Here is an 11,010-nt window from a genome sequence, read left to right as displayed (position 1 = left end):
GTGAGCGGGTTCGCCTACGCCGATGCGGACGCGGGCGGCGCCGCCGAGAGGTCGCCGGGGCTGCTGTCGGGGAATCTGGTGCAACTGCCCGTGCACACCCCGGTGAACGTGTGCGGGAACACCGTGAGCGTGGTGGGCGTGCTCAACTCGGCCACCGGCAACCGCTGTACCAACGAGGCGCCGAGGGGCGGCAGTCATCACGGATCGAGGTCCTCGCAGCCCTCGTCCCTATCCGCACATCCCTCGAAACCCGGTACGGGCAGCGGCTCGGGCAACGGAGGCGGGGCCACAGCTGAGGGCCGCGGAAAGGATTCACCGGGGCTGCTCTCCGGCAACGGGATCCAGCTCCCCGTCGACATCCCGCTGAACCTCAGCGGCAACTCGGTGAGCGTCGTCGGCATCGGCAACAGCTCCAGCGGCAACACCTCCGTCAACGGCGAGGTGCCCAGCGGCCCCAAGCCGCCCCAGCCCCAGCCCCCGGTCGTCGAACAGCCCGTGACCCCGCCGCCGCCGGTACCGCCGGCACCGCCCGCCCCGCCGCGCCACACCGAGGCACTCGCCCAGACCGGAGCCGACGGCCTCGGATACCTGCTCCCCGGCGGCGGAGCCCTGCTGCTCGGCGGCGCACTCCTATACCGGCGCTTCCGCCCGGTGAGCTAGGGCGCCCTCGGGCCCGGAAGGTCAGGGCCGGGGCGGTACGGGGCGCCAGCCGTCCAGGACGGCGTCGATCTGCGCGGCGAGCCGGGCGCGAGCGGCGAAGCGCGGGACGCCCGCCATCAGCAGGGCGTCGTACTCGGTGTCGGTGTGCCGCACGGCGGCGCGCACCGCGTACGAGACCGCCAGCTCGTCCAGGGCCCGGCCGGCCGCGCTGCGGCCCACGCGGCCGCTGCCGCGCACCGAGGCGTGCGTGGCGATCGCGACGGCCCGGTCCGCCGGGCACCCGGGGAAGAGCCGCACTATCTCGGCGGCGAAGGCCGCCGTGAAGCGGGTGTCCTCGGCCGCGCGGCGCAGCCGGTCGCGCTCACGGCGCCGGGCCCGCGCCTCGGAGTCCGCGAGGCAGGCGCGCTCGGCGCGGGCGAGGGCGGCGTCCTCGACGAGCATCCCCTGACGCTCGTAGCGACGGCGGCGCCGGTTGAAGCGGACGACGACGGCGCAGAGCGAACTCCCCTCCCGGGAACGGCGGGTGAGCGCCGCGTCCCCGCGCGGAAGGTAGACCAGATGTCCGAGATCGGCACAGTCCAGGCAGCGCGGTACGCCCGCCTCGCGCACGAGGTGCCGCAGCGGGCCCTGCCGGCACTCCGCGCAGTGGATCTGCTTCGCGGACTCGAAGACGACCAGGCTCATACGGGTGTGATACCGCCGAACGGGCCGCATATCACCTGGTGGAGAGGGTCGGTTGATGTTTCGTCAACTCTTCCTCGAAGCGGTGCTGCCCTTCTACGGTGTGGCGGGTGGACGGTGGCCGCCGGCCGGTCCGCCGAGGAGGGCACATGGGTGGACAGCAGATGAAGGTACGGCCCGCGCGACGACGCGTCGCCGCGGCTCCGGCCGGCCGGAAGATCGTCATAGCGCCGGGCGGCTGCACGGGCTGGCACTACCACCACGTGCCGCTGTACGCCGTCGTCCTGGCGGGGACGCTGACCCGGGTCCTGCACGACCGCACCATCGAGGTCCATCCGGCCGGTACCACCTTCGTGGAACCCGCGGGCATCGGACACGTCCACCTCGGCCACAACCTCGGCACCGACCCGGTCGTGCTGCAGGTGACCCCCGCGCGGCCCGAGGTGACCCCCTTCTCCATACCCAGCCCGGCCCCCCGTGGGGCCACGCCCGCGGTGTGCCGGGAGCACACCGCGTGAAGGACGCTCAGACCAGGCGGCGTATCTCCCCGCGCACCCGGTAGAAGCCCCCCGAGGCCGCGTGCAGCCCCTCCACCACGTACCGGGCGCCGGGCTCCCGGATCCCGCGCGGGAACTGCACGTTCCACGAGGGCTCGAAGCCGTCCGACACCACCTGGACCCGCATCCGGCCGCCCTGCTGGACGCACTCCACGACCACACCGCCCGCGGGCGCCGAGGCCACCGAGACCGTCGCCACCGCCGCGGCGGAGGCGGCCGGGGTGAACACCGGCAGCGCCGCCGCCGACTTCACGTCCAGGGCCGTCGGCACCGAGCCCTGCTGGGCCGCGGCGATCGCCTGCTCGCTCGCGTCCACGCACACCAGCGAGCCGTCGGTGGTGACCAGGTACAGCCGCCCGTCGAGGTACTGCATGGACAGGGCCGCCCCGCTGCCCGTGCCCAGCTTCCACAGCCGCTGCCCGTCGGCGTCGAAGCAGTACACCGAGGAGGAGAGGTCGCCCGCGAAGACGTGCCGGCCGTCAGGAGAGGTCGCGCACGAGTACACCGCCGCGTCGCACCGGTAGCTGGCCTCCACCGCGCCCGTCGCCTTCGACAGCCGCTGCACGGTGTTGCGCCCGGTGCCCGCGTACACCGCGTGCTCCTCCTGCCAGCCGAACAGCACCGAGCCGTTGGTGGCCGTGTGCCACAACTCCCCGCCGCCGTCCGGGGCGTACGCCGTGACCCCCTGGCTGTGCCCGTGGTAGATCCCGTCCGCATCCGCCCGGACCATCCAGGCGTTGGAGCCCGCCGAGCGCCGCGACCACTGGAACTCGTCCTCGTGGTCGATGACGGTGAGCCCGCCGTTGCGGTCGGACACGTTCAGCACGCCCTCGCGGATGTCGAGCCAGAAGATGTCCACGTCCGCCGCGATGTCGTACGCGCCGAACGGCACCTTCGACGACAGGTCGTACACCGTGCCGTCGTCACAGCCCGCGTATATCCAGAACTCGTCCGCGACCAGGCACTTCACCCCGTCCGGAAGGGAGTAGCGGGCCAGCACCTCGCCGCCGTGGCTCAGCGTGTAGACATCTCCCGCCTGGTTGCCGACCCAGCAGCGGTCCTCGTCCACATGGATCCCGAAGGCCGAGGAGCCGGTGCGGAAGCGCCACAGCACGGGGGCCACCGCGCGGGCCGTGGACGGCGCCGCCGTGACCTGGCGGCGGGTCACCGAGCGGGCCGCGCGCTGCCCGGCCACGGCCGGGGCGTAACCCTTGCGGACCTTCTCCCCGATCTTCTTCGCGGCGGCCGCCCGCGCCTTCTCGGCGGTCGGGAAGGAGGAGCTCTGCAGCTGTCCGTCCGCACCGATGCGCCCGTACCGCACGGAGACGGCGGTGCCGTCCACCGTCACCTCGTAGAACTTGTGCGCTCCGCCGCCATCCTGCGAAAGCTCCAGGTACGTCGTCTCCCGAGCCATGACAGACCCCTCCCCAAGGCCGGGCCGCCGGCGCCCTTTCCGCCGGTGATCCCTCGTGGAAAAAGCTACGGGCCCCCACTGACAATGGGCTGGTGCAGTTGGAAGCGATCACATGGCAGCGGATGGCCGAGCGGCTCGCCGGTCACCTCGACGACCCCGCGGCGGCCTCCGGCCCCGGCGTCTGGCAGCGGGTGGGCGTCGACGGCGCGCCCGCCGCCGGCACCGGCGTGCTCGCCGGGCTCCTGGCCGAGGAACTGCGGCTGCGCGGCCGGGCGGTCCTCGTGGTCCCGGCCGAGGGCTTCCTGCGGCCGGCCTCCCTGCGCTTCGAGTTCGGCCGCGAGGACGTGGACACCTACCTGGGCGGCTGGTACGACACGGCCGCGCTGTGGCGCGAGGTCTTCGGCCCCACGGACCCCGGTGGCACCGGCCGGGTGCTGCCCGACCTGTGGGACCCGGTGACCGACCGGGCGACCCGCAGCGCGTACGCCGAACTCCCGCCCGGCGCCGTGGTGATCGTGCACGGCCCGCTGCTGCTGGGCCACTGGTTCCCCTTCGACCTCAGCGTGCACATCCGCCTCTCCCCGGCGGCGCTCGCCCGGCGCACCGAGGAGTCCGCGCGCTGGACGCTGCCCGCCTTCGCCCGCTACGAGGCCGACACCGACCCGGGGGCGACGGCCGACGCGGTGGTCCGCGCCGACGACCCCCGCCACCCGGCGTGGACCGGCCTGCGCGGCCAATAACGGCCCTCCGCCTGCCCGGCCCTGCCCGCTTTGCGTCTGCCCGGCCCGGCCCGCCCTGCGCCTGCCCGGCCCTGCCCGCTTTGCGTCTGCCCGGCCCGGCCCGCCCTGCGCCTGCCCGGCCTGCCCGGCCCGGCGGTTGCCGGGCCTGCCCGGCGTACAAGGCTCTGCGCTTGCCCGGGTGCCTGCCCCGCGAGGGCGAGAGTTTGCCCGGATGCCTGGCCTGTGAGGCCCTGCGCGTGCCTGGCCTGCCCGGCCCTGTGCGTGTGCCCGGCGTGCCCGGCTCACGCGGCTCTACGCCTGCCTGGCGTGCGCGGCACTGCGCCTGCCCGGCCCACTGCGCCTGCCCGGCCCACTGCGCCTGCCCGGCGGGCCCGGCCCACTGCGCCTGCCCGCCTGCCCGCCTGCCTGGTTTGCCCGGCCTGTGCGCCCCTGTGCCTGCCTGGCCGCCCCCGCCCGCGCCGGGCCCCTACGGCCTGCCGCCCAGGCGGGTGATGGCCAGGGCTGCCGCCCGGCAGCCCGCGCGGGCCGCGTCCGCCGGGCCGGCCCCCGTCAGCCGGGCCGCGAGGAACCCGCCGGTGAAGGCGTCCCCGGCGCCCGTGGAGTCCACCGCCTCGGCCGGCTCGGCCGGGACCTCGGCGGTGACCCGGCCGTCCTCGGCGACCAGCGCCCCGCCCGCGCCCCGGGTGACCACCACCAGCGGTACCCGGCGGCTCAGTTCGGCCGCAGCCCGCGCCGCCCCGGCGTCCCCGGGCAGCCCGGCCAGCAGCAGGGCCTCGTCCTCGTTGGGCAGCAGTGCGCCCACCCCCGCGACGGAGTCGAGGAAGCGCCGCGGCCCCAGGGTGAGCAGGAACCCGGCCGAGGCGGGGTCCACGCTCACCGGCACCCCGCGCGCCCGGGCCGCCCGCAGCGCGACCAGTGCCAGCTCCCGGCTGCTGTCGGCGAAGAACAGGTAGCCGGACAGGTGCAGGTGCGCCGCTCCGTCCAGCAGGGACGGCGTCCAGTCGGCGGGGCACAGCCGCAGTGCGGCCCCGCTGTCCGTCAGGAAGGTCCGCTCCGCGTCCTTGCCGACCAGCACCACCACCGTCCCGGTGGGCTCCTCCGCGTCGACCACCAGGTGCGGCCGCACCCCCGCGGCCAGCAGCGCCCGTTCGTGCCACTGCGCTGAACCGGCGCCCACCCGGGCCAGGAGCCGTACCTCCGGGGCCCCCGTACGCGCCGCCCAGCAGGCCGCGTTGGCCCCCGCGCCACCCGGCAGGGTCCTGATCCGGGCGGCCGTGTCGGTGGCCGGAGCCAGCGGCTCCTGGTGCACCGCCACCACGTCCGTCACCACGTCCCCGACGACCAGCAGCGCCCCCGCCCCGGTCATGCCCAGGCCGCCCAGGCCCCCGCGATCCGCGCGCCGAGCCGCACGTTGCCCCGTACCGCGGCCAGGTTCGCCTCCAGCGAGGCCCCGTCCGTCGCTCGGACCAGGAAGCCCAGCAGGAACGGGGTCACCGCCTGCCCCGTGATCCCCTGCTCGCGGCAGACCGCGAGCGCCTCGGCCAGCACCCGGTCGTGGAGTTCCGGATCCAGCTGTTCCGTCTCCGCCACCGGATTCGCCACGAGCAGCGCCGACTCCGGGCCGCCCAGCGCGTCCTGCGCGGCCATCACCCCCGCGACCTCCTCGGGCCGCTCCACGCTCCAGTCCACCGGCTCCCCGGAATCGGCCAGGTAGAAGCCCGGGAACCGGCGCGTCCGGTAACCCAGCACCCCCACCCCCAGCGTCTCCAGGCGCTGCAAGGTGGCCGGCACGTCCAGGATCGACTTCACCCCCGCGCACACCACCGTGATCCGCGTCCGCGACAGGAGCGCCAGGTCCGCCGACTCGTCCTGGCTCTGCGCCCATTCCCGGTGCACGCCGCCCAGCCCGCCCGTGGCGAAGACCCGCAGCCCCGCCCGCGCGGCCAGGAAGGCCGTCGCGGACACCGTCGTCGCCCCGGTCGCCCCCCTCGCCAGGGCGGGCGCCAGGTCGCGGTGGCCGAGCTTGCGCACGCCCTCACCGCTCGCGATCCGTTCCAGCTGCGCCTTGTCGAGGCCCGCGTACGGGACCCCGTCCAGGACCGCGACCGTTGCCGGAACGGCCCCCTCCGAGCGGACCAGGGCCTCCAGTTCCTCACCCACCGCCAGATTGCGCGGGCGGGGCAGGCCGTGCGCGATGATCGTCGACTCCAGGGCCACGACGGGCGCCCGCCGGGAGAGCGCCTCGGCCACCTCCTCCGACAGGACCGGAACGCCGGGCAGGGACGCGGATGCTGTGTGCTGTGACATGTCCCCATCCATGGCACCGGATGCGCGCCCCCAAACGCACTCCCGTCACAGCCGCCCCAAGCTGTCCGAGTAGCGTTCCTCCATGGACCCGCGCGCCTTCTACGACGAGCTGGCAGACCGGTACGACCTCATGTACGCGGACTGGGACGCGAGCACGGCCCGCCAGGGCCGGGCCCTCGACGCCCTGCTCACCGCCGGGCTCGGCCCGGGTCCGCACGCCGTCCTGGACAGCGCCTGCGGCATCGGCACCCAGGCCCTGGGCCTGGCCGCCCTGGGCCACCGCGTCACCGGGGCCGACCTGAGCCCCGTCTCGGTGACCCGCGCCGCCCGCGAGGCCGGACGGCGCGCAGTGGCCCTGCCCGTCGTGACCGCCGACATGCGCGCCCTGCCCTTCGAGGACGCCGCCTTCGACGCCGTGGTCTGCGCCGACAACGCCCTGCCGCACCTGCTCACGCCCGAGGACGTGCACACCGCCCTGGCCGAAACCCTGAGGGTGCTGCGCCCCGGCGGACTGCTGCTGCTGTCCACCCGCCCGTACGACGAACTGCGCCGGACCCGGCCGCGGAGCGAGGCCCCGCACGTGCGCGAGGGGGCCGACGGACGGACCGTCACCTTCCAGCTGTGGCACTGGCACCCCGACGGCGAACGCTACGACCTGGAGCTCTTCCAACTGCTCCCGTCCGGTGACACCTGGACCACGCGGACGTCGAGCACCACCTACTGGGCGCTGCCGCAGGAGCGGACGGCGGAGTTCGCCCGGCAGGCCGGGTTCCGCGACACGCGCTGGCACGCGCCGCAGGACAGCGGATTCCACCAGCCGGTCCTCGCCGCGCGGCGGCCCGCTCCCTGACCGGGCGCTGGACAGGGTGCCCCGTCCGCCCCGCCGGCGCTGGACGCTCTGGTCACCGCGCAGGACAGCCCGGGCGGATTAGGGTGCGCGTCATGAGCACCAGTGATCACCGCGCGGCCGCCCCGGCCCCCGCCGCCCCTGCTTCCGGCCCCGCCTCCTTCGCCGTCTCCGTCCCGGACTTCCCGGACGCCGAACTGGAGGCGGAGGAGCTCGATCCGGAGCAGGTCGTCTCGGGTGCGCCGGTGGTGACGGGCAAGCTGCTGTGGGAGTCCCCGGACGGCAAGCAGCTGCGCGGGATCTGGCAGATCACCCCGGGAGTGGTCACCGACACCGAGGCCGACGAACTGTTCGTCGTGGTCAGCGGCCGCGCCACCATCGAGGTCGAGGGCGGCGCGACCCTGGAGGTCGGCCCCGGTTCCGCCTGCGTCCTGCGGGAGGGCGACCGGACCACCTGGACCGTGCACGAGACGCTCCGCAAGGCGTACCACATCAGCCTTCCGTGACACCGTCCGCGGAGGTGGCCGGGCCGGGCGCGGCCTTCGCGGGCACCGGGTGCCGGCGCGAGGTGAACAGGGCGAGCGCGGCCATGGGCAGCAGCAGGGCGGCGCCGATGGCGTTCAGCCAGCCGTAGCCGGCCTGGGCCATCACCAGGCCGGAGGCGGCCCCGCCCACGCCCGCGGCGGTGTTCATGGTCAGGTCGCTCAGGCCCTGTACGGCGGCCCGCGCGGGCTGCGGGACCGAGTCGGTCAGCAGCGCCGAGCCGGACACCATCCCGGCGGACCAGCCGAGGCCCAGCAGGAACAGTCCGAGCGCGGTCTGGCCGTGGTGCGGTCCGGCCGTGCCCGCGAGCAGCGCGGCGACGGACAGCAGCCCGGCGGCCAGGCCGATCACCGACAGCCGGCCCAGGCGGTCGGCGAGCCAGCCCATCACCGGGGAGAAGGCGAACATGCCCGCGATGTGACCGCTGATCACCAGCCCGATGAGTTCGAGCCCGGCTCCGTGGTGGGCGAGGTCCATCGGCGTCATCACCATGATCGACACCATGGTGGTGTGGGTGACGGCGACGGTCAGCAGGGCGAGCCGCGCCCGCGGGGAGGCCTTCACGGCCTCGAACCCGGCGCGCAGTGAGCGCCCCTCGCGGGTCTGCTCCGCGGGCGAGGCCAGCGACCGGGCCGTCAGCAGCGGGTCCGGCCGCAGGAATACGGCGATCAGGGCGCCGGTGAGCAGGAAGACGGCTCCGGCCCAGACGAAGGGCCCGGCCGTCTCGGGTATGGAGGTCCCGGCGAAGCTGCGGCTGGCGGGGGCGGACAGGTTGGGGCCGAGCACCGCGCCGATGGTGGAGGCCCACACCACGAGGGAGATCGCCCGGGCCCGGTGGTCCGGGGCTGCGAGGTCCGCGGCGGCGAACCGCGACTGGAGGTTGGCGGAGGAGGCGGCGCCGAAGGCGGCCATGCCGAGCAGCAGCAGCGGGAAGTTCCCGATCGCGGCGGCGACCACGACGAGGCCGGCGCCGACCGCGCCGATCGCGTAGGCCAGGACCAGCCCCGGCCGGCGCCCGCGCGCGGTCATCAGGGCGGCGAGCGGGAGCGAGACCACGGCGGTGCCGATGACGGCGGCCGTGGACGCCAGGCCGGACATGGCCTCCGTACCGCCGATCTCGGTCGCCAGCACCGGGGCCAGGGCGATGCTGATGGGCACCCCCAGGCCGCCGAGCATCTGGGAGGCGATCAGCACCCCGGAGGTACGCCGCCGGAGCCGGGGCAGGTCCTCCTGGGTGACGGCGGGAGCGGGTCGGCCGGTGTCCGGCGAGGCGGTCATGCCGTACACCCCGTCCGGGGGTGCGGGGCGCGCTGGGAGGATATGGGGCCTGGGGCGACGGCAGGAGTGGTCACCGCGGCAGTTTCCCACCCCGCACCGCGCCGCGAAACCCGAAATGCCCGGCCTGACCGGGAGCCCGCCCCCGTGACCGACGCGCTGACCTGGGCTCCGACCGGGCCCGCTGACCGGCCCCGCCGACCCGGCTCGCTGACCGGGGCCGCCGACCGGCCGGCCGACAGCGCCCGCCGACCGGGCCTGGCGCCCAGGTCCGCCGACAAGACCCCCGGCCCGCTCAGAACAGCGGCTGCGGGAGCACGCCCTCCAGCGCGAGCAGGATGCGCTTGGTCTCCACCCCGCCGCCGAAACCCCCGATCCCCCCGTCGTTCTCCACGACGCGGTGGCAGGCCACCACGAGCGGCAGCGGGTTCGATCCCATGGCGTTGCCCACGGCCTGGGCGGCGCCGGGCTGCCCCACCCGGGCGGCCAGCTCCCCGTACCCGACGACCGCCCCGTACGGAACGGAGCGGTCCAGCTCCTGGAGCACCTGACGGTTGAAGCCGGAGCTGAGCCGCCAGTCCAGCGGGAGCTCGAAGCGCCGCAGGGACCCGGCGAAGTACGCGGCCAGCTGGCGGACGGGCTCGGCCAGCAGCACCTCCTCGCCCGGTGCGGGCCGCCAGGCGTCGGCGCCGAGCCGGGAGACGAGCGCGCCGATCATGGGGGCGACCCGGTCCGGCACGGCATGGAACTCGACCCGGACCAGTCCGTCGGGGGTCGCGGCCAGGAGCAGAGGTCCGATGTCGCTGGCGACGACGGTCCATTCGAGGTGCGGCCCGCGGGGCCGCTCGGTGCTGTCCACGCGTCCACGGTACGGCGCGCCGCCGACAGGACCGGCAGGACCGGCAGGACCGGCGGCGCCGGGCGGCGCGCGGTCAGAACCCGCCCACGGCCTCCTGCACCACGTCCGGGGCGTTGGTGATGATCCCGTCCACCCCCATGTCCTGCACCTTGCGGGCGGTCGCCGCGTCGTCCACGATCCAGGTGTCCACCTCCATGGCCTTGCCGTGGGCCCCCAGCAGACCGTGCACCGCCGCGACCCAGTCGGCCGTGATCGTGGTGTGCCACGGGTTGATCCGGTCGGTGAACTGCGCGTACCGGGGGAGGTCTGCCACCGGCGGGGTGCCGAGGAAGGCCGTCACGAGGTCGGGGCGCAGCTGGTGCACGAGGCGCACGCAGTCCGCGCTGAAGCTCTGGACGACCAGCCGCTGCGTGACGTGGCGCTCGTCGAGCCAGCCGGTCTCCTCCAGCACCTCCAGGGTCTGCTCCTCGATCCCGGGGTACAGCTCCGGCTTCTTGATCTCCAGGAGCAGCCGCTGCTGGTTGCGCTGCACGCGGTCCATGTACTGCCGCAGGGTCGGCACCCGGGCCCCGGTGAACTGCGCGCCGAACCAGCTGCCCGCGTCCAGCCGGGCGATCTCGGCGGCCGTGAAGTCCTTGACCTTCCAGGGGGAGCGGCCCGGGAAGACCTGCTCGACGTCGGTGGTCCGGGACAGCGTGTCGTCGTGGATCACCACGAGCACGCCGTCCTTGGTGCGCTGGACGTCGTTCTCGACCCAGTCGAAGCCCAGCCGCATGGCGAGGTCGATCGCGGCGAGGGTGTTCTCGGGGGCGTAGGCCGATGCTCCCCGGTGGGCGTAGACGACGGGCCCCAGCAGTCCGTCCAGCGGGCCGCCGGGGGAGGCCGCGGAGCCGGGGGCGCCCGAGGCGCCCGCGGAGGGGGCGGTGGGGGAGGAGGCGGAGGAGGCGGAGCAGGCTGTCCCGCCGAGCACGGTGAGGGTGAAGCCCAGGAAGGCGGCGGCGGCCGCGGCGGCGGGTCGGACGACGTACATGTGCGTTCTCCTCGGGTCGTGAGAGCCCTGGTCCTGCGTCAGACATGTGCGGAGCGACCAACGTTGCGGCGATGCGCTGCACGCCGGAGCCTGTACC

Annotated in this window: 12 protein-coding genes; 5 read left to right on the top strand and 7 right to left on the bottom strand. The window is 75.1% G+C overall.

Annotated elements, in window-relative coordinates:
* Positions 1 to 660: a chaplin gene (locus IO30_RS0130140; protein WP_308443075.1), complete on the top strand. Its 660-nt coding sequence runs from the start codon at positions 1 to 3 to the stop codon at positions 658 to 660.
* Positions 661 to 681: 21 nt separating this feature from the next.
* Here the strand turns inward: IO30_RS0130140 and IO30_RS0130135 are convergent, their stop codons facing one another.
* Entirely contained in the window at positions 682 to 1,344 is a 663-nt protein-coding gene (locus IO30_RS0130135) for a DUF2293 domain-containing protein (RefSeq protein WP_031148174.1), read from the bottom strand.
* Positions 1,345 to 1,490: 146 nt separating this feature from the next.
* On the opposite strand from IO30_RS0130135, the gene IO30_RS0130130 reads away from it, so the two are divergent.
* On the top strand, positions 1,491 to 1,859 hold the full coding sequence (locus IO30_RS0130130) for a cupin domain-containing protein (RefSeq protein ID WP_051859718.1): 369 nt from the start codon (positions 1,491 to 1,493) through the stop codon (positions 1,857 to 1,859).
* 7 nt (positions 1,860 to 1,866) lie between these two features.
* Here the strand turns inward: IO30_RS0130130 and IO30_RS0130125 are convergent, their stop codons facing one another.
* Positions 1,867 to 3,312, bottom strand: a complete 1,446-nt coding sequence (locus IO30_RS0130125) for a WGR domain-containing protein (RefSeq protein ID WP_031148171.1) — start codon at positions 3,310 to 3,312, stop codon at positions 1,867 to 1,869.
* Positions 3,313 to 3,404: 92 nt separating this feature from the next.
* On the opposite strand from IO30_RS0130125, the gene IO30_RS0130120 reads away from it, so the two are divergent.
* Positions 3,405 to 4,052, top strand: coding sequence for a nucleoside/nucleotide kinase family protein (locus IO30_RS0130120; RefSeq protein WP_031148169.1), 648 nt, complete (start codon positions 3,405 to 3,407; stop codon positions 4,050 to 4,052).
* A 466-nt stretch (positions 4,053 to 4,518) separates the two neighbouring features.
* On the opposite strand, the gene IO30_RS0130115 is transcribed toward IO30_RS0130120, so the two are convergent.
* Positions 4,519 to 5,418 carry a carbohydrate kinase family protein gene (locus IO30_RS0130115; RefSeq protein WP_031148167.1) on the bottom strand — a complete coding sequence of 300 codons (900 nt, stop codon included), beginning with the start codon at positions 5,416 to 5,418 and terminating at the stop codon, positions 4,519 to 4,521.
* A complete protein-coding gene (locus IO30_RS0130110) occupies positions 5,415 to 6,359 on the bottom strand; it encodes a pseudouridine-5'-phosphate glycosidase (protein ID WP_031148165.1) in 945 nt (314 codons plus the stop codon). The genes IO30_RS0130115 and IO30_RS0130110 overlap by 4 nt, the downstream gene beginning before the upstream one ends.
* 82 nt (positions 6,360 to 6,441) lie before the next feature.
* Here IO30_RS0130110 and IO30_RS0130105 point away from each other — a divergent pair, with 82 nt between their 5' ends.
* A complete protein-coding gene (locus IO30_RS0130105) occupies positions 6,442 to 7,209 on the top strand; it encodes a class I SAM-dependent methyltransferase (RefSeq protein WP_031148163.1) in 768 nt (255 codons plus the stop codon).
* A 92-nt stretch (positions 7,210 to 7,301) separates the two neighbouring features.
* On the top strand, positions 7,302 to 7,712 hold the full coding sequence (locus IO30_RS0130100) for a cupin domain-containing protein (RefSeq protein ID WP_031148162.1): 411 nt from the start codon (positions 7,302 to 7,304) through the stop codon (positions 7,710 to 7,712).
* Here IO30_RS0130100 and IO30_RS0130095 read toward each other — a convergent pair.
* The 3 genes from IO30_RS0130095 to IO30_RS0130085 form a co-directional block, all read right to left on the bottom strand.
* Positions 7,699 to 9,027: an MFS transporter gene (locus IO30_RS0130095; protein WP_031148161.1), complete on the bottom strand. Its 1,329-nt coding sequence runs from the start codon at positions 9,025 to 9,027 to the stop codon at positions 7,699 to 7,701. The two genes, IO30_RS0130100 and IO30_RS0130095, sit on opposite strands and share 14 nt — an antisense overlap.
* 292 nt (positions 9,028 to 9,319) lie before the next feature.
* A complete protein-coding gene (locus IO30_RS0130090; protein WP_031148160.1) occupies positions 9,320 to 9,883 on the bottom strand; it encodes a methylated-DNA--[protein]-cysteine S-methyltransferase in 564 nt (187 codons plus the stop codon).
* 73 nt (positions 9,884 to 9,956) lie between these two features.
* A complete protein-coding gene (locus IO30_RS0130085; RefSeq protein WP_031148158.1) occupies positions 9,957 to 10,913 on the bottom strand; it encodes a glycerophosphodiester phosphodiesterase in 957 nt (318 codons plus the stop codon).
* Between the last annotated feature and the right edge of the window lie 97 nt (positions 10,914 to 11,010).

The sequence above is a fragment of the Streptomyces xanthophaeus genome, from assembly GCF_000725805.1.
In the GTDB taxonomy this organism is placed as follows: domain Bacteria; phylum Actinomycetota; class Actinomycetes; order Streptomycetales; family Streptomycetaceae; genus Streptomyces; species Streptomyces xanthophaeus.
The sequence above is the reverse complement of the archived record's forward strand: the minus strand, read 5'-3'. Positions and strand labels throughout refer to the sequence as shown.

Coding starts and splice junctions, on each gene's coding strand:
- IO30_RS0130105 (WP_031148163.1), top strand. CDS start 6,442: ATGGACCCGCGCGCCTTCTACGACGAGCTGGCAGACCGGTACGACCTC.
- IO30_RS0130085 (WP_031148158.1), bottom strand. CDS start 10,913: ATGTACGTCGTCCGACCCGCCGCCGCGGCCGCCGCCGCCTTCCTGGGC.
- IO30_RS0130110 (WP_031148165.1), bottom strand. CDS start 6,359: ATGTCACAGCACACAGCATCCGCGTCCCTGCCCGGCGTTCCGGTCCTG.
- IO30_RS0130095 (WP_031148161.1), bottom strand. CDS start 9,027: ATGACCGCCTCGCCGGACACCGGCCGACCCGCTCCCGCCGTCACCCAG.
- IO30_RS0130100 (WP_031148162.1), top strand. CDS start 7,302: ATGAGCACCAGTGATCACCGCGCGGCCGCCCCGGCCCCCGCCGCCCCT.
- IO30_RS0130130 (WP_051859718.1), top strand. CDS start 1,491: ATGGGTGGACAGCAGATGAAGGTACGGCCCGCGCGACGACGCGTCGCC.
- IO30_RS0130125 (WP_031148171.1), bottom strand. CDS start 3,312: ATGGCTCGGGAGACGACGTACCTGGAGCTTTCGCAGGATGGCGGCGGA.
- IO30_RS0130135 (WP_031148174.1), bottom strand. CDS start 1,344: ATGAGCCTGGTCGTCTTCGAGTCCGCGAAGCAGATCCACTGCGCGGAG.
- IO30_RS0130115 (WP_031148167.1), bottom strand. CDS start 5,418: ATGACCGGGGCGGGGGCGCTGCTGGTCGTCGGGGACGTGGTGACGGAC.